Source organism: Geminocystis sp. GBBB08 (assembly GCF_016743215.1).
Classification (GTDB): Bacteria; Cyanobacteriota; Cyanobacteriia; order Cyanobacteriales; family Cyanobacteriaceae; genus Geminocystis.
Genome location: NZ_VRZC01000014.1, coordinates 1 through 24,613, shown reverse-complemented (window position 1 = coordinate 24,613; position 24,613 = coordinate 1). Strand labels below are relative to the sequence as shown.

The 24,613-nt window shown below is 32.6% G+C and carries 19 protein-coding genes; 12 read left to right on the top strand and 7 right to left on the bottom strand.

Annotation, left to right across the window (positions count from 1 at the left end):
* Positions 1–133: 133 nt before the first annotated feature.
* Complete coding sequence (locus FWJ34_RS03505; protein WP_308253946.1) at positions 134–1,897, bottom strand: N-acetylmuramoyl-L-alanine amidase; 1,764 nt, start codon at positions 1,895–1,897, stop codon at positions 134–136.
* A 560-nt stretch (positions 1,898–2,457) separates the two neighbouring features.
* Between FWJ34_RS03505 and hpf the strand changes: the two genes are divergently transcribed.
* Positions 2,458–3,045 carry a ribosome hibernation-promoting factor, HPF/YfiA family gene (hpf, locus tag FWJ34_RS03500; protein ID WP_308253945.1) on the top strand — a complete coding sequence of 196 codons (588 nt, stop codon included), beginning with the start codon at positions 2,458–2,460 and terminating at the stop codon, positions 3,043–3,045.
* 144 nt (positions 3,046–3,189) lie between these two features.
* Here hpf and FWJ34_RS03495 read toward each other — a convergent pair whose 3' ends face one another.
* The gene (locus tag FWJ34_RS03495) at positions 3,190–4,140 is read right to left on the bottom strand and encodes an ABC transporter ATP-binding protein (protein WP_308253944.1); all 951 of its coding nucleotides are present in this window, start codon (positions 4,138–4,140) and stop codon (positions 3,190–3,192) included.
* A 124-nt stretch (positions 4,141–4,264) separates the two neighbouring features.
* Between FWJ34_RS03495 and FWJ34_RS03490 the strand changes: the two genes are divergently transcribed.
* Positions 4,265–4,666 carry a response regulator gene (locus FWJ34_RS03490; protein WP_308253943.1) on the top strand — a complete coding sequence of 134 codons (402 nt, stop codon included), beginning with the start codon at positions 4,265–4,267 and terminating at the stop codon, positions 4,664–4,666.
* On the opposite strand, the gene obgE is transcribed toward FWJ34_RS03490, so the two are convergent.
* Positions 4,655–5,695 carry a GTPase ObgE gene (gene obgE / locus FWJ34_RS03485; protein ID WP_308253942.1) on the bottom strand — a complete coding sequence of 347 codons (1,041 nt, stop codon included), beginning with the start codon at positions 5,693–5,695 and terminating at the stop codon, positions 4,655–4,657. The genes FWJ34_RS03490 and obgE overlap by 12 nt on opposite strands.
* Positions 5,696–6,059: 364 nt before the next feature.
* Between obgE and FWJ34_RS03480 the strand changes: the two genes are divergently transcribed.
* The 6 genes from FWJ34_RS03480 (at position 6,060) to FWJ34_RS03455 (ending at position 17,483) form a co-directional block, all read left to right on the top strand.
* Positions 6,060–7,685: a SpoIID/LytB domain-containing protein gene (locus tag FWJ34_RS03480; protein ID WP_308253941.1), complete on the top strand. Its 1,626-nt coding sequence runs from the start codon at positions 6,060–6,062 to the stop codon at positions 7,683–7,685.
* Positions 7,686–8,101: 416 nt separating this feature from the next.
* A complete protein-coding gene (locus FWJ34_RS03475; protein WP_308253940.1) occupies positions 8,102–9,997 on the top strand; it encodes a hypothetical protein in 1,896 nt (631 codons plus the stop codon).
* A gap of 59 nt (positions 9,998–10,056) precedes the next feature.
* A complete protein-coding gene (locus tag FWJ34_RS03470) occupies positions 10,057–10,563 on the top strand; it encodes a hypothetical protein (RefSeq protein WP_308253939.1) in 507 nt (168 codons plus the stop codon).
* A 32-nt stretch (positions 10,564–10,595) separates the two neighbouring features.
* Positions 10,596–11,171 (top strand): hypothetical protein, encoded by a 576-nt coding sequence (locus tag FWJ34_RS03465; protein WP_308253938.1) that lies wholly within the window; start codon positions 10,596–10,598, stop codon positions 11,169–11,171.
* Between the two features lie 383 nt (positions 11,172–11,554).
* Positions 11,555–15,223 (top strand): helicase-related protein, encoded by a 3,669-nt coding sequence (locus FWJ34_RS03460; protein ID WP_308253937.1) that lies wholly within the window; start codon positions 11,555–11,557, stop codon positions 15,221–15,223.
* Between the two features lie 334 nt (positions 15,224–15,557).
* Positions 15,558–17,483: an FAD-dependent oxidoreductase gene (locus FWJ34_RS03455; protein WP_308253936.1), complete on the top strand. Its 1,926-nt coding sequence runs from the start codon at positions 15,558–15,560 to the stop codon at positions 17,481–17,483.
* 142 nt (positions 17,484–17,625) lie between these two features.
* Here the strand turns inward: FWJ34_RS03455 and atpC are convergent, their stop codons facing one another.
* The gene (gene atpC / locus FWJ34_RS03450) at positions 17,626–18,027 is read right to left on the bottom strand and encodes an ATP synthase F1 subunit epsilon (protein WP_308253935.1); all 402 of its coding nucleotides are present in this window, start codon (positions 18,025–18,027) and stop codon (positions 17,626–17,628) included.
* A gap of 130 nt (positions 18,028–18,157) precedes the next feature.
* Positions 18,158–19,606, bottom strand: a complete 1,449-nt coding sequence (atpD, locus tag FWJ34_RS03445; protein ID WP_308253934.1) for a F0F1 ATP synthase subunit beta — start codon at positions 19,604–19,606, stop codon at positions 18,158–18,160.
* A 212-nt stretch (positions 19,607–19,818) separates the two neighbouring features.
* Between atpD and FWJ34_RS03440 the strand changes: the two genes are divergently transcribed.
* Complete coding sequence (locus FWJ34_RS03440) at positions 19,819–20,961, top strand: chromate transporter (protein WP_308253933.1); 1,143 nt, start codon at positions 19,819–19,821, stop codon at positions 20,959–20,961.
* A 75-nt stretch (positions 20,962–21,036) separates the two neighbouring features.
* Here the strand turns inward: FWJ34_RS03440 and FWJ34_RS03435 are convergent, their stop codons facing one another.
* Complete coding sequence (locus FWJ34_RS03435; RefSeq protein WP_308253932.1) at positions 21,037–21,357, bottom strand: 2Fe-2S iron-sulfur cluster-binding protein; 321 nt, start codon at positions 21,355–21,357, stop codon at positions 21,037–21,039.
* A gap of 99 nt (positions 21,358–21,456) precedes the next feature.
* Entirely contained in the window at positions 21,457–21,705 is a 249-nt protein-coding gene (locus FWJ34_RS03430; protein ID WP_308253931.1) for a hypothetical protein, read from the bottom strand.
* Between the two features lie 371 nt (positions 21,706–22,076).
* Here FWJ34_RS03430 and FWJ34_RS03425 point away from each other — a divergent pair, with 371 nt between their 5' ends.
* From FWJ34_RS03425 to FWJ34_RS03415, 3 genes are all read left to right on the top strand, one after another.
* Positions 22,077–22,835 carry a metallophosphoesterase family protein gene (locus FWJ34_RS03425; protein WP_308253930.1) on the top strand — a complete coding sequence of 253 codons (759 nt, stop codon included), beginning with the start codon at positions 22,077–22,079 and terminating at the stop codon, positions 22,833–22,835.
* 502 nt (positions 22,836–23,337) lie between these two features.
* Entirely contained in the window at positions 23,338–23,976 is a 639-nt protein-coding gene (locus FWJ34_RS03420; RefSeq protein WP_308253929.1) for a hypothetical protein, read from the top strand.
* Between the two features lie 14 nt (positions 23,977–23,990).
* Positions 23,991–24,503, top strand: coding sequence for a pentapeptide repeat-containing protein (locus FWJ34_RS03415; RefSeq protein WP_308253928.1), 513 nt, complete (start codon positions 23,991–23,993; stop codon positions 24,501–24,503).
* Positions 24,504–24,613 lie beyond the last annotated feature (110 nt).

Below are 24,613 nucleotides of genomic sequence, written 5' to 3'. Positions count from 1 at the left end.
TATTCTACAGTAGTAAAGAATTAAATTTAGTAAATAATTATCGAAAATCAATTTTAATAATGTTTCAGTTAATTCTCTCCTAGTCATCAGAGTAATAAGAGTCTCCCTAATCGATAGACTTTTTAAGTAAACCCTACTTACTTAAGTGTATCCATTCAGTTATACCTTGAGCGATTGTTAGTGCTAATTTTTGTTGTGCTTGAGGATTAGTAATCCATTCAAATTCATCAGGATTAATCATAAAGCCTAACTCTAATAAGACACTAGGGGCAGTAGAAGGGCGAGTAAGGGCAAGATTATTCCAATAAACTCCATAGGAAGGGCGATTTAATTTTTCTGTTATATAATTGTGCATAAAGACTGCTACATCATGGGCTTGAGGATGATACCAAAATGTGCTGACTCCTTGAGTTTTTTCGGCGTTACCCCCGTCTGGTAAAGCATTATAATGAATGGAAAAAGCTAAAGTTGGTTTTAGTTTATCAATGATTTTTTGGCGATCACTTAATGAAACAAATGTATCATTTTCTCTTGTAAGATAAACTTGTGCGCCAAGATTTCTTAAATGTTGAGCTAATAATAGGGATACTACTAAATTAACATCCTTTTCAGGATAACCCGTTAAGCCTAATGATCCTAATTCATCACCACCATGACCCGGATCTATTAAAATAGTGACACCCTCAAGATTATCAGAATTACTCAAAATAGGTGGATGATTGAAAGTGAGAATTAAGTTACTTCCCTCATAACGCACATCATAACCCCATTGCTGAGAAGATTTGAAAGTAAAAATATAGTCAACTTGTGTCGGCTGAGTTTGATACCAGTCTAAACGTTTAATCCAAGGGTTATCATCAAAACGAATCGTATCTGTTTGTGCGATCGTATTATATAAAGATAAAGTGAAAGTTTGATCACTTTGTTGAATAGCAATAGGTATTGGATTTTCTAAGGGAAAAATAACTTCCGTGCTATTACCTATTTGACGAGAAGTAATACTGCGAATAATGGTGGTAGGAGGCACATTTGTGGGTAAAATTCGGGTTTCTTCGGCTTTTATCCAACCGCCATAATCTAACCGTAACCAATCCCCTTCTTTAGCTGTAACCGTTGCCCTTGTGCCTTTTGGTAAAGGAGTTAATCTTGAATGATTCGTACTAGCCCCAGTTCGTGCCACGCCTTGTTCTGCTATAACTTCAATAACCGTTAAATTTTCAGGATCTAAAATGTTAATATTACCTTGACTTTCTTGAGTGATAGTTTTTCCCTCATGATTCATTACAAAAACAGGTTGAATTTTACTGCCTATTTCTGTAAAATTGGTACATCCTTTTACCCTTTCCCATGATTTTGCTGTGATATTTTTACCTTGATTTTGATCAATTAAAATGGCAGAATTAGATGGTAAATCGGTGATAGTTAATTGAGGGGTAAGATTGACAGTTTTTTTGCCTAAATTTACCGTAATTTGACCATTTAATGGAGCAATCGCTTCAAAACAAATCAATTCATGAGGTAACTTGCTTATATTAACTTGGGGAGATAACAAACGGGGAGATAAATTTAAAATATCTTGAATATTTGGTTGATTGCTAACTTTTGTAACAATTTTTCTTATTTCTTCTTTCCCGTAGCGAATTATTAACTCATTTTTTCCCATTTGTAACGGAAAACTAGGGGCAAAATTTCCTTGGGGCGATCGCTGAATTTGTTGATTATTAATTGTAACAGGGATATTAGGATTACCTGAACCAATAACAAAAATAGAGTCAGCAGTAGTTTCATGGTTAGCAGGAGGATAAACAACCTTAAAATCTTGACTATAAGCAGGTTGAGTCATGAAAGTGAATGAAAAAGAAAAAATCACTCCTTGCCAAAAATTTTTTCGCTTCATAGTTTGTTGGTTACAAAAATTTACAATACTTACTTATAATTTAGATCTTGCACCTGATCAAAAATCTTTTGTAGCTCATTGATTATAACTCAAAATATTAACTTTCCTTTTTACATCAAGATTAGTTAAAAGTTGCCTGATTTTACCATAAAAGATTCTTCATAGCTGAGGAATTAGTTTTGTTGATATTTTCCTCCAGCCCATAGCCAATTTTTAGTTACAAAACTTTATAAAAATCAAAGAAAAATGAAAATAAATTAAAATCAGTGTTTTTTAAATCAAAAAAGTGCTAATCTATAAAATATAGAGAAAGTTTTTAGGAGGAAAGAGCAACTAAATAACATAAAACTACACTTAAAATATTGTGTTATTTAGATGGTGAATAAATTGTTTTAGTCAATTAAATTCTCAAGCATATTTGCTTAACCTATTTCAAGACAAAATATTGATTTATAGTTAAAAATACTATAAACTAATCGATTTTGAGAATTAACATTAAAACTTTGGTTAATTTAAAATAAAAAAGGGTTATTAATTACCTAAAAAATGGAGTATTAATTATGAAATTTTTAATTCAAGGAAACAATATTGAAGTAACTGAATCTATCCATGATTATGTTGAGGAAAAACTAGACAAAGCTGTCAAACATTTTCAAAATTTAGCTACCAAAGTAGATGTTCATTTATCTGTAGCTCGTAACGCGCGGATCAGTAATAAACATAAAGCTGAAGTAACTGTTTATGCTAATGGTACAGTAATTCGAGCTCAAGAAGATAGTGAAAGTTTATACGCCAGTATTGATCTTGTATCTGATAAAATTGCTCGTCAATTACGCAAATATAAAGAAAGACAATTAACCAAAAAAACTCATTCTCCCATTAAAACCGTTGAAGCTGTTGAAGAAAAACCCGTTGATGCTAGTCTCATTGGCGATCGCCAACCTGAATTACCAGCAGAAGTAATAAGAATGAAATATTTTGCCATGACTCCAATGACTATTGATGAAGCATGGGAACAGTTACAACTTGTAGATCATGACTTTTATATGTTTAGCAATAAAGAAACAGGGGATATAAACGTTATTTATCAGAGAAATCATGGTGGTTTTGGGGTTATTCAACCTCGCCATACAAATCACCAAGAATAATGAGCAATTAATGGGTAATTTAGAATTTAGAATTTAAAATTTAGCCATTGCCCATTGCCAGAAGAATTTAGAATTTAGAATTAGGAAACTTACCCAGTGCATCATTGCCCATTGCCAGAATGCCTACCCTCACCAAATTACTATTTAGGATACTTGTTTATGTCCTAATTTTAAGAAAATACTCTCTAAATCTTCCTGTTGACAATGAAAATTACTCACAGGAATATTAGCGTTAATTAAACTTTTTAATAAATTAGCTGCATCTTGATTATTGCCGGTAAATTCTACTTTCATTGTTTCTTCATCAGGTAGTTTTTCCCATGCTTTTACAGTGTCACAATTACGCAATTCTACCTCTAATTTATCCCATTCTCCTAATATTTTAATAATAATTTGTTGACGACTAAGACGACTATATAAATTTTGTAAAGAGGTATTTTCTACTAAACAACCTAACTCCATAATACCTACGGATGTGCATAATTCCGCTAAGTCTGATAACACATGGGAGGAAATTAAAATTGTCATTTGTGCCTGTTGTAACGTCTTTATCGTTTCTCTAAACTCCATTCTCGCAATGGGATCTAAACCTGAAACTGGCTCATCTAATAGTAAAATAATTGGTTGATGGATAATTGTCCTTGCTAAACTTAATCGTTGTTTCATACCTCTAGAAAGAGTGGCAATCAAAGCATTAATTTTTGATTCGAGGTTGACTAATTCTAAGATTTCTTGTATTCGGCGACGGCGTTGAGGTTGTTTTAATTTATATAGTAGGGCAAAATATTCCAAATAATCAATTACTGTCAAGTCATCATATAAAGGAAAATCATCGGGAAGATAACCAAGATATTGCTTTAAATAACGGTTACTGTCATCCATTAGTAATCGATCGCCATTAAGATAAATTTCGCCTTTAGTAGGATTTTCGGCGGCAGCTAACATCCGAATTAAAGTAGTTTTTCCAGCACCATTAGGACCAATTAAACCATAAACATCGCCTTTTTTAACTTGTAAATCAACATCATTAACGGCAATATGTCTTTCAAATTGTTTTGTTAATCCAATAGTAGCAATAGCAGAGTCTAAATTCATCGCAAAAAATCTGTTTTTTTAGAGGGAATGATTAAGTTTTATGATTACAATGATTTTTAAGATACAAAATAGATTATAAAGAAAATAAGTAAATAAATTTTATTTGTTAATAATAAATAATCCTATGAATATTAAGCAAATTATGATAGTAGAAGACTCTCCTATTATGAGAGTTATTCTTGGTAATATTATCAGTGGAGATCCTCATTTAATGATTGTGGAATATGCTAATGACGGGAAAGATGCTTTATTAAAGTTAACAAACGTTAAACCTGATTTAATTATTTTAGACTTAGAAATGCCGAATATGGACGGGATTACTTTTTTGCAAAATGTGAAAGCTAAAAGTAATGCAAAAATTATGGTGATTACCGGTGCTTTAAATAATTCACCAAAAATTAATCAGGCAAAAATGTTAGGCGCACAAGTAGTCATTACTAAACCTTCCGGAGTTGTTTCTCCTGATTTAAAAGAAAAAAAAGGACAAGAAATTAAACACACTATTTATCGAATTTTAGGCATTTAAACTCTCTAAAAAGCTGATTTCTTTAGTTGATTCTTCCTTCATTAAATCTAATTGATGCCAAACTGCTTGTAAAAGACGATCGCAACCTGAACCCGCTACAGCTGAAATTAAGAAAATAGGATCATTAGTTACAGCCTGAAATTGAGCAAGAATGTCTTGTTGAGTTTCCTCATCTATCGTGTCTATCTTATTTAAACCGATAATTTGAGGGCGATGGTGTAATCCTTTCCCATAGGCATATAATTCTCTTTGAATAATTTGGTAATCATGAAAAGGATCAACAGAATTAATATCTACAAGATGTATTAATAAACGAGTACGCTCAATATGCCGTAAAAAATCATGGCCTAAACCAACACCTTCGGAAGCACCTTCAATCAATCCTGGAATATCTGCCAAAACTGTACCATCACCGGTGGGTTTACGCACAACGCCCAAATTGGGTATAAGAGTAGTAAAAGGATAATCAGCAATTTTCGGTTTAGCAGAAGACAAAGAGGAGATAAGAGTAGATTTTCCGGCATTAGGAAGCCCAATAATACCCACTTCAGCCAATAATTTTAATTCCAAACGTAACTGTTTAATCTCTCCTTCTAAACCAGGTAACGCATATTCAGGAGCACGATTACTATTACTCAAAAAGTGCTGATTGCCCAAGCCACCTTTACCACCTTTAACAATCAAAAATGTTTCATCAGGGGGAACTAAATCGGCAATTAATTCATCTGTTTGGGCATCATAGATCATTGTACCGCAAGGAATTTCTAAAATGAGATCTTTTCCCGCCGCACCTGTACAGTTATTTGGTCCTCCTCTTGTACCATCATCAGCTTTAAAACGTCTTGCATATTTAAAATCTAATAACGTTTGTAGTCTTGTTGTTGCCCGAAAAAAAATTGAACCACCTCTACCACCATTACCACCGGAAGGCCCTCCTGCTGGAACATATTTTTCTCGACGAAAGGCGACAATACCATCGCCTCCTTTTCCGGCTTCTACTTCTATCTCAACTTGATCTATAAATTTCATAAACTATCTTTAGCCTTATTGGGGCTAAGTTTTAATATATTACTATTTTATCGAATCTGACAAATGTTAGGAATGAGGAATTAAAGAATTAAAAATGTAGAATTAAGTAAGATTTAAAGAGGTGTTAGCTATCAGCTTTCAGCAGTCAGCTTTAAGGTATAGTAGTATTTACAGATTTATTTTTTAATCTTTAATTCTTCACGAATGATTTAGGATTACCCATTGCCCAGTGCATCGTTGCCGCAACTTGGTGCAAGAAGTCTATTGATGATTCACTTTTGATTTTATGATTTGTTACTATATAATTTTGAAGTAAATAAATTTTATTAAATATTTAGGTGTGTATCAAAATAATATCGGTGTTATGAAGTTTAATAATCAGTACCATTTTAAGATTCTACCGTTGACATCTGTTCAAGTTTGGTTTGCTTTACCACTATTACTGGTATTTTCTCTTTTTTATCACACTTTTCCAGTTTTAGCAGTAGATTTAAAAGTAGGTATTGTACAAAGATTTGGGGACGAATTAGAAGATGAAATTACCCTCAAAAGTACTCAGGGTGACTCTTTAACCGTTAAATTTACTAATTTATCTACCCAAGAAGAAAAAACTTTAACCACCAATGAATTAAAATTATCGATGACACCTAAACCATTACCGAATAAAATTATTGAAGAAAGATTAATTTTAGGAGATCATGGTACATTTGAAACTGCCGAAAATGATGCTCAACGTTGGCAATCTTTAGGTATTGATGTAGAAATTACACAACCCGGGCGTTGGCAAGTGTGGGCTAAACGTAGTACTTATTCTACACCTTTATTAAAGAGATTATTACTGAAAGGAATTGAAGAAAAAGGCTATAAAGATGTTTATATTGAAACGACGATATTGTTAGAAAAACCAGTAGTGTCATTTAAAGTTGGAGAGAATACTTATCAAGCTAGTTATTTAGAAATAGACAGTAATAGAGATATTATACAAGTAAAAGACGGTATCAAAGGTACATGGCGTAGTTACGGGGGAAATTTCACCCTGCAACCAAACTCTTATGGTGATTATACCCTTGTGAATAAAGTTGATCTTGAGACTTATTTGCGGGGTGTCGTACCCCATGAAATTGGTAGTAACGTTCCCTTAGCCGCCGCTGAAGCACAAACTATCATTGCTCGTACTTATGCCCTTCGCAATACTCGCCGATTTCAAGCTGATAATTATGAAATGTGTGCGACAACTCATTGTCAAGTTTATTATGGTTTAACAGGCACTTCCCCTATTTCCGATCAAGCGATCGCCAAAACGAAAGGATTAGTGCTAACCTATAATAACGAGCTAGTAGATGCCTTATATTCTTCTACCACGGGGGGGGTAACATCTTATTTTGAAGATGTCTGGAATGGGGAAAATCGCCCTTATCTTAAATCCGTGATTGATTCACCGCAACAGGTGTGGAATTTAGGAGAAAATACTCTCGAATCGGAGGCAAATTTTCGCAACTTTATTGCTTTACAAAAAGGATTTAATGAGACAGGAAGAAGCTTATTTCGTTGGAATCGTAAAAGTAGCTTAGAAAACTTAACAAAAGATTTACAAAAATATTTAAAAAGAACAAAACACCCTCTTCAAGATTTTAACACCATTCAGGAAATGAAGATTATAGAGCGATCGCCTTCAGGTAGAGTGATTAAACTAGATATAACCACAGACTTAGGGGTGGTATCCCTTGCTAAAAATGAAGTGAGAAGTGCCTTTACGCCTCCTAGAAGTACTTTATTTTACTTAGAGCCTTTTTATGATAAAAATAAAAAACTCGCCGGATATGCCTTTATAGGTGGCGGATTTGGGCATGGAGTAGGATTGAGCCAGTTTGGTAGTTATAATTTAGCTTATTTAGGTTGGTCAGCGCAAAAAATATTAGAATTTTATTATCCAGGTACTAAACTTGAGCCTTTAAATAAGTCTATTATATTTTGGCAACCTAGCCAATAATGTAGCGAATAGTTGATAGGTGATAGGGTGATAGGGTGATAGGGTGATAGGTAGGGTGATAGGTGATATAGCAATACTAAATCAGTTGTGAAATATTTAAAGATAGGAAATAATGTTTTACCTATTATTCAACAAGAGGTTTAAACCCCTTGCCTTTAAATTTGTAGTCCTTATTTTGCCACGAATCATTTAGGATTGCTATAGTGTTAAAGAAAGAAAAGTTTTATTAATAATTATCCCACGAGGAAATAAATTTCAAAGCTAATATCTGACGTTATCTAAACATAACTAAATTTCTTTTTTCTCCCCCTGATACCTGATACCTGATACCTGATACCTGATACCTAATACCTAATACCTAATACCTAATACCTAATACCTAATATCTAATACCTGATATCTAAATTCTAAATATTATGGCTAACAAATTAAGAGAAGAAGATGATTTATTAACAACCGTTAATTATACTTCTTTATTAAGATTAATTTTACGGCAACTTGACCAATATAATCCTTTTCAATTTTCATCTGATAACAAAAGATTAAAGATTAATGTTGATACTATAGCGAGAAATATTGCCTTATCTGACGAAATATCTTTACCAGCTAGTATTAATAAAAGCGATCACTGTGTTAGTATTAATTTTAGTGATGAGAGTGAAGACAGTTTTCCTCAAGAAATTAGAAATATTAGAGATAAATTAAGAGATTTCTTAGTTAAAATAACTCCTAATAATCAGTCTTTAGAAAAGAGTATTAACAAATTATTAATCGATTTAACTAAATGGAAAAACTATCAAAAAAATAAAGGTTTTGAATATGCTTTTAGTGACATAAATGGCATTAAAAAGCAAAGATTAACTATCTCAAATCCTGAAAAAATTATTCCTAACAATTCTAGTTTAAAGTTACATAAGTTAACGATAAAAGTTAAGAATATAAAAGAATTTGAGCAAGAATTGAAAGATAGTTTAAGGAAGAATTTATCGACAAATTTTAGTGATGTTGACTCAGAAATATACGAAGATTTAGAGTTAACTTTACATGAATTTATTAATTATAGTGATTATCGTAAAAATAAACAAAAATCAGAAATAGAGAATTTAGTTGACTTAGTTAAAAATGAGGCAGTAGGAAGACTAAAAAAAGAAGCAAAAATTATTTATTTAGAATATATTTTGAGTCAGATTGACGTGAATAAAAATTCAGATGCTATCTATTTACAAGACTTAATTAGGCGGTTAAGGTTATTAGAAAATTATTTAAATGATAAAAATAAAGGAGAAGGAGATTATATAGTTAATTATGAGGGATTAGAAGTTAATTATCGAGATTTATTTTCTAGAGGAGAAGCCTACGATATGTTACCAATAATTCCCTTAGTGGAGGGATATTTAGGGGAAGAAACTAACGAAAGTAAAGGGGAAAAAGGGTTTATTTTTGGGTTGAAATTGAAGTTAAATGGGGGAGTGAAAAATCAAGGGGAAAAAAGGGAATCTTCCTCTAGTTTAAATTATTATTTGAATTTACTTAATCCTGAAAGTAAGCAACATCAAGAAGAATTAGGGAAGGGAGAAAGTGGTAAACGTAAAATTTTAAAAATTGCCCTATTATTTACCTTTATTTTTGCTTCCCGACAAGATATTGATGGTGAGGGATACGATATTAATTCAGAATTGACATATAATCCGATAGAATCATGGGAAGAAAAAGTTTTACCAATTTTGCAATCGAGTGATAATGAGAAGAAAAAAAATATTTTGCGAGGAATAAAACAAGGAATTGAAAAATATAAAATTGAGACGAAAGTTGCGAGGTTGGAGAAAGTATTAAAAAGTTTTTTACTAAAAAAGTCTGTAATTGTGCCAAAGGTATATCCTTTACAAATTGGCATAAGAAAAAATATTTTGAAAACTTCAGCGGATAAAATTAATGAAGATGGTAATTTCTTTCAATCCACAATTAAGACGAAAGACAGTTTAAAATTTCTTGCCATTGGTGAAGCGAGAATTAACGATGATTATTTATGCCATCTTCGAGTTACTTTAACCATTGACGATATTCGTTATTATCCCACACAGGAAACTCATACTTTAAACTTGGGATATGATTTGACGGGGATTAAAGCTTTACCCATTATGATGTTGCCTTTGAGTGATGAGAAAGTTAATGAATTTTATCAAAAAGAATTTCAACAACATAACTTAATTATAAAGGAAAAAAAGAGACTCAAAAACAAGATAAAGAGATTATTTTTAAATATCCAGATTCACCGAAAGCCTTTTTTTATCGCTTCGTTTTTTCGTTGTTAGTTTATCTGGCGATACAAATAATCTTAGAGTCAGTATCTCACAAGATTTTTATTCCCATTATGCGACTGCATATTAAGGATAAAGACTCAGCTTATAATGAAGAAACTTTCATGAGATCGTATTCTAAAACTTTAGCACATTTGTTGAGAGAAAAACATCTTGCCAATGCACAGGGATTTTATTTAGGGGAAAATGAATCAGAATCAGGGAAAAATTTCAGAATCAAAAACAGTTTAAGCTCATTATATTCGTTACTGCCAAAAAAAATTACCGTTACCGAATCATCTTATCAACCGCAATTAGAAAAATTAGCCTTAATTATTGTTTCGAGTCGAGAAGCCGATGCTAATTATAAAGGGGGGAAAAGAATAGCTAACTTATATGGAGAAGTGGTGAAAATAGTAAAAGAAAATGGAAAAGTAACAGTAAGAAATGATTTTACTTTTTCAGCTAACTATAACAAAGAGGAGATGTATAAAAATCCCACCGTATTAGTTAACCAAGTAGATAGATTGTATAGAGAAGGCTTTAAACATTTTCTTTATATTGCTATTCGAGTAGCTTAAACATTACCGAAGAAGACAAGGATTTATTTTTCATGTCAAAGGCGGTGTTAAAAAAATTGAAAGGTGATAGGCAAGATATAAGAATCTATCCGATTTTTTTTGATAAATATTTTGTTGTTAAATTGGAAGGAAAACTAGGAGGAGAAAAACAACCTACAACTTCCCTTTATATCCAAGACACGGAATACTTAGGGAAATTGTTTGAAGATGACTCACAAAAATCAGTAGTTTTCTTCAATCTCTTTAATGGTTTATATGTGGGAAAAAAGGAGGAAAGAAATTATCGGGGGGTGATGTCTTACTCAACTTTACTGAATACCTATGACGAAATATTAGATAACCAAGATATTAGTCAAGGCTTAATTTATGACAAAGAAAGTAACAATCTTAAAGATGATATTCTGCAATACTTAACTTTCTTTCACTTTTCTCGTTTTGAAGCCAACAAAAATGTCATTAATATAAAACTGAATCCTTATGAAAATATCATCGATGATTCTTCTGTAGGAAAACACTGTCTTTTTTCCTTTGCCAATAAAAAAGTTGACTTTAATTCTCTAGCTTTTCTTACGGAAGTTAGAAGCGTGTTAATTAATAATGAGGAATGAGGCGATGGTGAATTGAGAATTGAGAATTAAGAATTAAGAATGAGAAAGCAAAAAGTCAACCTGTCACCTTGTCGAACTATGATTCCTTCTCCTCTTCCTTAGTTTCTTGATTAACTTAGTTAAAAATCAATTTTCTTCTTCTTAGCGCCTTAGCGCCTTAGCGAGAAAAACCCCCTGAAATTTATGAGACAGCGGTAAAAAATAAAAAAAGTTACCTTGCCATCCTATCTTATTGTATTCCTGTCTTCCTTTTCAGCCGATGATTGCTTCTTCTCTTCTTCCTTGATTAACTTATTTAAAAATCAATTTTCTTCTTAGCGTCTTTGCGCCTTTGCGAGAAAAACTCTCTAAAATTTATGAGACACCAGTAAAAAATAAAAAAGATGAAAGATAAAACAGCGGCAAATTTCGGCAGACTTTTTGAAATTGGTTTTAATGTTGGTATTCTTTCTTTTATTCAACAACAAAAACTAAAACATAAATTTTCTAATGTCTATGAGGAAGACTTAGGCAAAATCAAGTTAAGTCAAATCAAGAAAAAAATTGTCAAGGATTCTTCTTTGATTAATCCTCAAGACGAGAAGATTTTGGAGAAATGGATTTTGTTTTTTTTGGAAAAGGGTTTTCTTTCTGGCTTTAATCTTTTTCGGGAGTATCTCGACTCCATAGTTACTCGTCAAAAATATGAAAGACTAGAAATTGTTTACTGTCAATGCAATTTTATTGAGGAAAGTAGCTTTAGTATTATTAGTAATAAAAGTGAGAAGGAAAATTTTCCCGTAATTTTGTCTCAGTTAGGAGAATTTGAGGTTAATATTGATAGATATAGTCAAAAAGGAGAGTTTTTACGCGCTGATACTTTAATCTTGATTCGTCATCATGATAAAAGAAAGTTTCATCTTTTGGTGGTTGACTTATCGGTTTTTTCTGTTAAGTCTCTTAAGGATGTCAAAGATTTAGATAATGTCGAAAATTGGAAACAAATTCTTCTTACCGAAATTAGTTATTTGCGATCGAAAAGTGTCTTTTCAAGTTTAAATATAGATACGGGAGAAAAAGATAATTCTTTGGGAGTGAATTTTGATAAAGATTTAACTAACTATTACCAAGCTTTTAAACGTCAAGATAAAGAAACAGTTAAATTAATTCAAGCTGGTAGTTATGGTTATAGTTTTTATCAATTTTTATTAAACCACAAAATTCTTACCACCGAAGATGAGATAAAAATTAATGTCATGGGTTATAGCGATAGAAGTGTTAACTCCATTGCTGTTACTGCTGAAAATCTTAATTTACTGAAAACTTGTCAATATATTTATCAACGGGAAGAAAAACAAGACATATTTTCGGCGAAGAGAAAAGTTGTTAAAACGATTAAATATAATGCCGCTAAAAGTTTTACCAATGGCAGAAAATTTATTAACTCCCTTCTTGAAATAACTCCTTCGGAAAAACCGCAACTAACAACAATCTCTCACGAGGAAAAAATAACAAATTTTGTTAACTCCATTGACGAAATTTCTCCTGATTTACAAACAAGTCTTCATCTTCCTCCAAATCTTACTTTAAGAGATGCCCATGCTTATCTTATTTGTCAAGCCTTGAATGAAGATAACTTAACTTACTTATTCCTGACTGGTAATCCTGGTATCGGTAAAACTACCGCCATTGTTAAATTTTTACAAGAATATTTTGAGGATGGTTTCTTATTCTTATATATTAGTCCACGCACTCAAGTTAATCTGGATATTATTCATAAATTTAGTGACATTCAACAAAAAGAATTAATAGCAATTAATAGTAATGCCAACTTGATAACTAGTAACCAAGGGAAACCAACTATTCAATATTTTTCTGATTCTTCTTCTCTTCAAGGGGATTTCCGTCTCAAAAATGTTGAGTTTATCGATGGGAAAAATAAGACTCCTCGTCAAGCTAAAGTTAATCAACAAATCAGACAAAAAAATCAAGATACTTGGGAAAATGCTGGGAAAAAAACAGTAGGAGTTTTAAATAGTCTTTGTCAAGGTATCTGTGCTATTATCCAAGAAGAAAAAACAAGGAATCTTGTCGCCACTATTTCTATTCAATCCTTGAAAAAGTTAAATGAAAAAGATGATACTCTTAAACATCTTGAGAAAATTTTTGATTCTGCCTACAACCAAAGAGAAAATCAAGTTATCCCTTCCAAAATGTCAGCAATTGCTAGTCGCTTTAAACACTTTTTTATCATGATTGATGAAATAACGGGAGATAGTAGTGGTGTCGAATTTTTATCTGGTGTCACTAACTTTTTTCGTCAATATAATCTTTTTCATAATCCCTATGGCTTCAATGCTAAAATTATCATTGCTGATGCTTCCATTGTCGATAAAAAAGTTATTAATCAACATTTGGAAAAAAGTTCGATTGAGCCTGATAAAATATACTATCGTGGAGTTAACTCAGAAATTTTACCTCTATCCGCTACTAATTTTGAATTTAATCAAAAACCAGCTAAAATTATTAACACTAACTCCTATCCCTCCAAAAATTTAACCATTAACTACCAAATTTTTCTCGAAACTAAAAAATTTACGGAATCTCTTTACAAGGAAAAAACGAATAATCTAACTTCCCGTTTACAACAAGCCATTATCAGTGATATAAATAGAATTTTTGCTTATCCTGAAAATCAACAAGTTATCGTTTATATCCAAGATAAAAGTCGTCTTCAAGATTTAATCACTCAACTAGAAGAAACTAACACAGAATTTACTGAAAATAAAGACTATTTACAAATTCATAGTAACAATTCTGAAGCTGATAAACAGAAAATTAAAGAATATCAAAATCATGTCAAAATTATCTTTATGACTGCTTCGGGAAGTCGAGGTTTATCTTTTCCAAAAGCTAGGCATATTTTAGTAGATATACCTCGTTTTAATATTGAAGCAAACTTGATGGAAATTATCCAAGTTATTTATCGTGGCAGAGGTGAATTTTTTGAAAATGGTGAAAAAATAACTAATGATGATAAAGATAAATTCTTAACTTTTTATCTTTGGGAAGAAGTAATTTTTGATGATGAGAAAGAAGCCGAATTATCCCTACAAGAAAAAATTTTAAATGTAGTCAATCTTCTCCTCCTGCTGAAAGCCGCTATCATGACTAGAATTAAAGGTTACGGTAACATTGGCAATCATCGTTATCTAATTATCCCTATCGGCGGTAAATCAGTATCTTCTGTGGGTGAAACCTTTAGCGGTAAAATGAAAAATTTAATTACTCTGTTAGATAAGGAGTATAAAATTAACTATAAATCGAAGGTTTTAAGAGAGGTTTCTGACAAGTTAAAATCTTTTTTAGGTAAGACAGACTTTTTATTAAAGTGGATAGACAAAAATCCTCAAAATAACCCTGTTTCTTATCTTAATATTCGAGAATCTTTTAGCGATAAATTTATTAAATCTGTCAATAACAATGTAGCAGAATTGTTAAATATAGGCATGATTGAGCCTAGTTTTATTAGTGGAAATATGTTAATTATTCCTTTAGTAAATCGTCAATTAAAAGAAACTTATGAGTTAAATTTACAACAAGAAATCAATCAATATTTACTCTCAAAATTAAGATATATTAGTCAAAGTGATAGTTATAATCATCATTTAACTATGGCTTGTTATCATGCGATCGAATTGTTAGAAAAGATGAAGAAAAATGATACAATGACTAAATGGTTTCAACAAAATAGCCAACAATTTGATCAATATTATGCCTTTCCTTTTCTACTATTAATTAATCCGCAAATTATCAAAGAATATTTAGCGACAGAAGTTGAAGAAAAATTAGGAGAAGAAAACAGTTTTCGGACAATTTTACAATCTTATTTAAGATACATATTTCCTTTACAAAATGTTTTACCCATTGGCTCATATTATCATGAGTTTCCTTTTTTATTATTTAATAGCTTCAGCTTCAACTTATTGAGACATAAACTATTTACGGATAAACAAATTTTTTCTTCTTGTAACTTGAATATTTTAAATCTAATCTTATGCCAAGAAAACTAATTCAAGACAGGGAGGAAGAAGATGAGGAGATGAGGAAATGAGGAATCAGAAATTAAGTTATCTTTAGATAACGTTAGCTATTACTTTGAAATTTATTTTCTCGTGGGATAATTGCTGATAAAACTTTTCTTTCTTTAACACCATCACCCTATTACCCATTCCCCATTCCCTATTACCTATTACCTATTCCCCATTCCCTATTCCCCATTCCCTATTACCTATTACCTATTACTTAATTCCTAATTCCTGATAAACTTGATCCTAAGAGAGAAATTAATGATAATTTAAGTTAAGAAATGTTAATTTATCAAGATATATTCCAAAATAGCAATACATGAATAGTTTTCTCTCCCGTCGCACTCTTCTTAAACTATTTACCGTTACTGGTATTCTCGGTATTCTCGTTTATTCAAGAGTGGTTAAACCTCAACCAACAATTCATCAATGGGATACTTTAACCCTACCTCGAAAACTAAATAAACCTAAAAAAGTCGTTGTTATTGGTGGAGGATTGGCAGGTTTAGCTTCGGCTTATGAGTTAAGTAATCGAGGATTTGAGGTGACGTTATTAGAAAAATCACCACAATTAGGAGGAAAAATCGCCAGTTGGGATATTGAAATAGGAGAAGATTCCTTTAAAATGGAACATGGTTTTCATGGTTTTTTCCCTCAATACTATAACCTCAAAAGCATTGTTAACGAAATTAAGATTAAGGATAATTTTCAATCTTTAGATTATTATTCGGTGGTGTTTAAAGATGATAAATATGCACCTGAAAATTTTCGCCCTAGTCATTCTTCTTTTCCTTGGAATATAGTCGATTTAGCTATATCCTCCCGAAATTCTCTTCATTGGGGTATAAATCTAGCTAATCCTGCCCATTGGCGAGTTTTTCATGCTATTACTAGCTTTAAAATTCCCAATAGTTATGATGATTTAGATGCAATTTCTGTCTCTGATTGGGCAAAAAAAGGTATTCCTCAAGGCTTATTTGACTTATATTTTCTTCCCTTCGCTAAGTCTTCTCTTAACGCTCCTGATGTATTAAGTACTGGTGAACTAATGCAGTTTTTTCATTTCTATTTTTTCGGTAATCCTGAAGGGTTGGCTTTTAATGGTACGGTAGATGATATGGGTACAAGTTTAGTTAATCCCATCGCTGAAAATATCAAAAATAATGGCGGAAAAGTCATCACGGAAGCTAATATTAGTAAAATTCATTATGACGGTAATAAAATAAATTCAATAGAATACTATGAAGGTGAAAATATTAGTAATGTGCCTTTTTGGGTTGACGTTAATCCTTTATTAAAAGATAACCATTATGACTATTATGGGGCAGGAGATGAATTATTTGCAGTAGTGAAAAATACTGATAAAGCCTTTTCTTTGAGTTGCACCCATCAAGGATGTATCGTAAATAAGCAAGAAGACGGTAAATTTTTATGTCCTTGTCATGGAGCAATGTATGATCAAGATGGTAAAATTGTCAACCCTCCTGCAAAAAGAAACCTTAATACTTACAAAGTTATCGCCGTTGAAGACAATAGGGTGAAATTAGTGGCGGATAATACCAACATAGTTAGTAAACCGAAGAAAATTGAAGGCGATTACTTTGTGGTGGCAACGGATGTTAATGGCTTAAAACATTTATTTAATTTGATGGAAGGTGAAGGAGAAAATTTTGCTCACACTAAGACTCAGGTAGCCAGTTTAGCATTAGCAGATCCTTTTGCCGTCGGGCGTTTTTGGTTAGACAAAGATTTTGATTGGCAACATAGTAATTTTGCTTCTCTTTCAGGCTATAAATTAACCGATAGTATCACCCTTTATCATCGCATCCAAAGAGAATATAAGGCATGGGCACAAAAAACAGGAGGAAGCGTTGTCGAATTACACGCTTATTGTTATAAAGAAAAGGAATTTCCCACCCAAGAAGCAATTTTAGCTACTTTTGTGCAGGAATTATACGAAATTGTGCCAGAGTTAGCTGATGCCAACATTTTACATCAACAATTAGTTAATCAGAAGAATTTTTCTGGTTATCCACCAAATAGTTTTAAAATGCGCCCTGAAACGGAAACTGACATTAAAAACCTGATGTTTGCTGGGGATTGGGTAAAAATGCCTTTTCCTTGTGGTTTAATGGAAAGAGCAGTTAGTAGTGGTTTACTCTGTGCAAATGCTATTCTTCATCAAGAAGGTTTACAAAGGCGTGATTTACTTTCGGTTAATCCTTCTGGTTTATTAAGTATTTAATCGCTTTTGGCTGTTATTCCCTTTCATTTTTAATTCCTGATTTCTAAATTCTAAATTTTTCAGGGAATGGGCAACGATGCACTGGGCAATAGGCGATAGGCAATGGCTAAATTCCTCATTCCTCATTCCTCATTCCTCATTCCTAACTTGCTGCTTGTAATCTAGCTTTCGCTTTTTTGACACTTTGAGTAGCTTTTATTTGTAAACGGCGATCGCCGGATAAAGTTGCTTGTGCGAGGGATTTTTCGGCTTCATCTAAATCAGTTTGAGCGGATTCTTTATTAATGGAGTCTCCTAATTGTGCCCCATTAACTAAAATTTTAACCTCATTTTGTTCTACTTCCGCAAAACCCCCCATAACGGCGATAGATTTCCATTCTTTATCAGAACGTACACGAACTACACCAATTTCAAGATTAGTTAATAAAGGAGCATGATCTGTTAAAATACCCAATTGTCCACTACCACTAGGTAAAATTACCTCTTGTGCAGTTTGATCCCACACAGTTTTATCAGGAGTAATTATTCTTACTGTTAAAGTCATAATTCAAGTATAAGTTTAATAATTAAAATTTTATTCGTCTCAAAAAAGTTCGTAGTAAACCCTTTAGGGTTGTTTTCCCTATAGGATTAAAGAACTAAAGTTCTCACTACAAACTATTCTTGATTAATGATTAACCTTTAAGTTTTTCGCCTTTAGCGATCGCTTCATCAATGTTACCAACCATGTAGAAAGCCTGTTCTGGGTAACTGTCTAATTCTCCAGAAAGAATTTTTTTGAATCCCTTAATGGTGTCTTCTAAAGTTACATATTTACCCGGGCTACCAGTAAATACTTCAGCTACGAAGAAAGGTTGAGATAAGAAACGCTCAATTTTTCGTGCGCGATCGACTACTAAACGATCTTCTTCCGATAATTCATCTAAACCAAGAATCGCAATAATATCTTGTAATTCTTTATAGCGTTGTAAAGTCGATTGTACAGCACGAGCGGTGTTATAGTGTTCAGCACCAACAATGTTAGCTTGTAACATAGTGCTAGTGGAATCAAGAGGATCAACCGCAGGATAAATACCTTTCGAAGCTAAACCACGAGATAAAACTGTAGTACCATCTAAGTGAGCAAAGGTAGTAGCAGGAGCCGGATCGGTTAAGTCATCAGCAGGTACATATACAGCTTGAATAGAGGTGATAGAACCGTCTTTAGTGGAGGTAATACGTTCCTGTAAGTCTCCAACATCAGTACCGAGGGTGGGCTGATAACCTACCGCCGAGGGCATTCTACCGAGTAGTGCAGATACTTCAGAACCCGCTTGAACGAAACGGAAAATGTTGTCAATAAAGAGCAATACGTCTTGTTTATTTACGTCACGGAAGTATTCTGCCATCGTTAATGCAGATAAACCTACACGCATTCTCGCTCCGGGGGGCTCGTTCATTTGCCCGTAAACAAGAGCAATTTTAGAGTTTTCAGGGTTTTCAGAATCGATTACTTTCGACTCAATCATTTCATTGTAGAGGTCATTACCTTCACGGGTACGCTCACCTACACCACCAAATACAGATACTCCACCGTGTTGAATAGCGATGTTGTTGATCAATTCCATCATAATAACGGTTTTACCAACCCCAGCACCACCAAATAAACCAATTTTACCTCCTTGACGATAAGGAGTTAATAAGTCAACAACTTTAATGCCGGTTTCAAATACGGTAGGCTTGGTATCTAAATCGGTAAAAGCAGGAGCTTTACGGTGAATAGGAGAAGTTTCAGTTGTATTGACAGGCCCTTTATTATCAACAGGTTCACCTAAAACGTTAAAAATACGTCCTAAAGTTGCTTTGCCTACAGGTACACTAATAGGCACACCTAAATCAACAATATCCATACCTCTGACTAAACCATCAGTAGTAGTCATGGATACTGCACGAACTTGATTATCACCTAAAAGTTGTTGTACTTCACAGGTAACAGAAACTTCTTGTCCTGCTTCGTTAATACCTTCGACACGAATAGCGTTATAAATACGGGGAAGACTGCCGCTAGGAAATTCAGCATCAACCACCGGCCCAATTACTTGAATGATTTTACCGACGTTTGTTTTTTCTTGTACTGCAACCATGCTGATTTATCGTTAATTTACTTTCGTAAATGTGAATTTATAATAAAATTTGCCACTTTCAACATTATCATGGACTGGATCAATTTATGATCTCAATTTGGTCTAAAGGATTTTAAGTAATTATCTCTTTTGGAAATTTATTTCCAAGCTAACAAAAAACGTTTATTAAAATAAACTATGAAAATAATATTTCTTGACCAAATTATAAAAATATGTTGAATAATGAGCAACAACCATCATTAACAGAAATTGCTAAAGTCTTTTTGAAGTTAGGTGCGATCGCCTTTGGTGGCCCTGCGGCCCATGTTGCGATGATGGATGAAGAAATCGTCAATAAAAGGAAGTTGATTAGTCGTGAAAAACTCTTAGGTTTGCTAGGGGTTACAAATTTAATACCTGGACCTAATTCTACGGAATTGGCTATACATATCGGTTATGAGAAGGCAGGTTGGAAGGGTTTAATTGTAGCAGGTAGTTGCTTCATTTTTCCAGCTATGGCCATCGTTTGGATTTTAGCGATTATATATGTTCGTTATCAAAATGTCCCTTCGGCGGAATGGTTATTATATGGCATCAAACCCGTAGTTATAGCAATTATTATTCAGGCTTTGTGGAAATTGGGCAAAAAAGCGATAAAAGATACTCCCACCATCATCGGAGGCATTTTAGCTACCCTAGGTTTCTTTTTTGGAGTTGATGAGGTAATTATTTTATTAATCATAGGATTAGGAGTAATGATCTATAAAACTTTTTCCAAAAATAAGATACAAAGTTCTTTATTATTGCCTTTTGCAGGATTATTTGCCCAAATGCCTATCACTTCAACTTTTAGCCCTTCTTCTGTCAATGTGTTTTTTGCCTTCCTGAAAATTGGCAGTGTTCTTTATGGTGGAGGTTATGTATTATTAGCTTTTTTACAACGGGATTTAGTAGAAAATTATCAATGGTTGACTTCTCAACAACTGCTAGATGCCATCGCTATTGGGCAGTTAACTCCTGGACCGATTTTTACTACAGCTACTTTTGTCGGTTATCTTGTTTCTGGTAATTTAGGAGCGATTAGTGCCACTGTTGGCATATTTTTGCCCTCTTTTGTTTTTGTGTTATTGGTTAATCCTTGGGTAGATAAAATTCGTAATTCTCAGTTTGCTAGTAGTTTTTTAGACGGAGTTAATGTCGCTTCTTTAGGCTTAATGGCAGGGGTTACTTTTCTGTTAATTGGCACATCCCTTATAGATCTTTTTACTTTTATTTTGGCGATCGCAACTACAATAATAATTTTTCGTTATCAAGTCAATTCCGCTTGGTTAGTTTTAGGGGGAGGAATACTTGGTTTTATCGCCATGAATTATTAATCAAGAAGAATCAAACAGCTATAAATCTTGAGTTTAATCAAAAATACTTATTACTTATTACTTCAGACTTTAATTTTAACTTGCTTTGCCAAATTGGCGATCGTAAACTTCATCTTCTTTTCCTGTTTCTAATTTTAAATCAGAACGAGGATAAGAAACACATAACAAAGCATAACCCTCACCTTGTAACTCAGGAGATAAACCCATGCCTTCACTTTGTTCGACTTTACCGCTAATAATTTTTGCAGCACAAGTTGTACAAACTCCTGCATTACAAGAATTAGGTAAATTGAGATTTTCTTTTTCTGCTACGTCTAAGATTTTTTGATCTTCAGGTACTTTGATGGTATAAGTTTGATTTTCGTTAATAATTTCTACTGTATAGATACTTGTCATAAATAGGGGTTAATTTTCAATATTTAGTCACAAATTCCCATTATACTCAGAACTCTATCAAATAACTAATTGTAGAAATAAAACTGATCAGAAAACTTTTTAACAGTAAAATTCACTTTTATCTAAAATAATTTCGCCATAACCTGAAACCCAACTAACCCAAATACCAGCAGATTTTTCACACAATAATAAAGCTTCTTTTTCACTATAGGCACTAGGAGATTGAAACAATTTCACCCAAGAATCACGATTATAGGTAATATGACAAACAGGATTCCAGTTAGTAGAGATGGAGTCTTGTACTTTTGATTCTAGGTTAGAGGGCATTGAGGCTAATTGAGTTACCATAGCTTTATCTCACATATATATAATAAATATCGAAAAACGATCATCTCTAATTGCTCAAAGATAAAAGATTTCTGTATATAATGATACTAAATGTTCAATTATTTTCTAAGAATTGTTATCAAAAATTAACATTACCTCAGTTCGACATAAAATTATAAGTGAAGAGAGAAAAGAGAGAAGAGCGGATTTGGCAAAAGTTTTAATGGTTTGGCAGGGGATGGGAGCCCCTTGTTGAAATTTGAGTATGTAAACTAATTTTTTAGTTAGGATTGCTATATGTAGCTTAGACATAAAAAAAATAATTTAAGCTACACTTATTGTAAAATTTATAAAATTTGTTAATTTATACCTGAAATCAGCATAATATAAGAATGAATAATAAAAGATTGGTTATTGGAGATGTTCACGGTCATTATGATGCTTTATCTGCATTATTTGAAAAAATTGCCCCAGATAAAGATGATGACATATATTTTCTTGGAGATTTAATAGATCGTGGTCCTCAAAGTGCTCAAGTAGTAGAATTTGTTAAGAATAATAACTATAACTGTATTCAGGGCAATCATGAAATTATGTTAATCGATGCTTTAGGGGAAGAAAGAATAAACCACAAAAAGTTACAAGGATGGTTACAAAATGGTGGTAGTGCCACAGTAATGAGTTATGGGCAAAAAATGCCATATATTGAGCATATTGAATGGATGAAAAATCTACCTCTATACTATGATTTAGGAGATTATTGGTTAGTTCATGCTGGAGTAGATCCACAACTTACAATTGAGCAACAATGTTCAGATCAATTTTGTTGGATTCGAACGGAATTTCATCAAAGTAATCAACCTTATTTTCAGGATAAAATTATTATTATTGGTCATACTATTACTTTTACCTTTAAGGGAATTAAGCCCGGACAATTAGCTAAAGGAGAAGGTTGGATTGGTATTGATACGGGAGTTTATCATCATGAACAAGGATGGTTAACGGCGTTAGAATTAAATGAGTCTATGGTGTATCAGGTAGATAGTTTTGGTAACAATTTTCGTCAATTTTCTTTAAATCAAAATCTTACCCCCGTTAATACCAATACCCCTACATTATTTCGTTTTCATCAAAAGGTATTAAGTCGATAAGCAAAATTGATTATTCAATTATATTCATTAAAAATTAGCACCACAATAGTTTAAATTTATTCCTTATATATAATTTATTTTGGCACTGGTGATTTGGGGTATGAACTATAAATTATTCCCCAACATTCCAACACCCTAACACCTCAACATGAAAGAATTTTTATGGGAGAATGAAAACGCCCTAGGGATAAAAGCGGAATCAAAAATGTGGTTTATTCATTTGAAAAGCGCTATAGCAATACTAAATCAGTTGTGAAATATGTAAAGATAGGAAATAATGTTTTACCTATTATTTAACAAGGGGTTTAAACCCCTTGCCTTTAAATTTGTAGTCCTTATTTTGCCACGAATCATTTAGGATTGCTATATAAGCTAAAACCCATTTATTGCACTTAAAATTAGTAAAAAATTTTAAAAACTCTTACAAGAGTGCCTATTGCCTATTGATGGTTAATGATTGATAATTAATTACTGTTGACCAAATAGTTAAATAATTTAAAACATGGGTGTTGAACTCCGAAGCTACGTTTACTTAGATCGATTACAACCTCAACACGCTTCCTATATTGGTACAGTAGCATTAGGTTTTTTACCGTTACCCGGGGATGCTTCTCTCTGGATTGAGATTTCTCCCGGTATTGAAATTAATAGAATAACTGATATAGCGTTAAAATCGGCGGTGGTACGTCCAGGAGTTCAATTTGTAGAACGTCTTTATGGGTTATTAGAAATTCACTCTAGTAATCAAGGAGAAACAAAAACTGCAGGAAGAGCCATTTTAGATGCTTTAGGAGTAAGTGAACAAGATTGCATTAAACCGGAAGTCGTTTCTAGTCAAATTATCCGTAATATTGATCCTTACCAAGCACAAATTATTAATCGTAATCGGCGAGGACAAATGTTACTAGCGGGAGAAACCTTATATGTTTTAGAAGTAAAACCAGCAGCTTACGCAGCATTAGCGGCTAATGAAGCAGAAAAATCCGCTTTAATTAATATTCTTTCCGTACAAGCAGTTGGTAGTTTTGGTAGAGTTTATCTTGGTGGTGCTGAAAGGGATATAAAAGCAGGTGCTCAAGCGGCTTTAGAGGCGATCGCCAATATTGGTGGAAGAATCAGTCTTTCAGAAGTAAATGAGTAAGGAAAAGAAAAAAGATGAATAATCAAGCATATTGGGAAAAATTAATTCAAAATGTCGAAAAATGGAATCAATGGCGACAATTTAATCATGATGTCAAAATTGATCTTTCCGGGATGAATTTCAGTAATTATAACTTAGAAGCCATAAATTTAAGTAACTGTAATTTAACTGAAGTGAATTTTATAGGTAGTAATCTCAGATTTGCTAACTTGAACTATGCAGATTTAACCAATACTAATTTAATCGGTGTTAACTTAAGATTAGCTAATTTAAGAAAAGCAATGTTAATTAAAACGAAGCTACATCGAGGAAATTTGAGCGAAGCGAACTTAAATCAAGTATTAATCAGCGAATCGGACTTAAGTAACAGTATTTTATATGAAACAGAACTAGGAGAAGCAAAAATATATAAAAGTAACTTTAGTTATGCTCAACTCATTAATACTCACCTGATTAAAGCTGACATCATTTTCAGTAACTTTGAAGGAGCAATCATTAAAATCGTTATTTTTCGTTGGCAAAATTAATAAGGGTTGCTGTTTGGGATACTAAAGCTATTTAAATCAAGAGGTTATACGCATTTCATTAACTAAAAAAGGCTTAGATTTCTACCGTTTTAATTATAAAATTGACAATT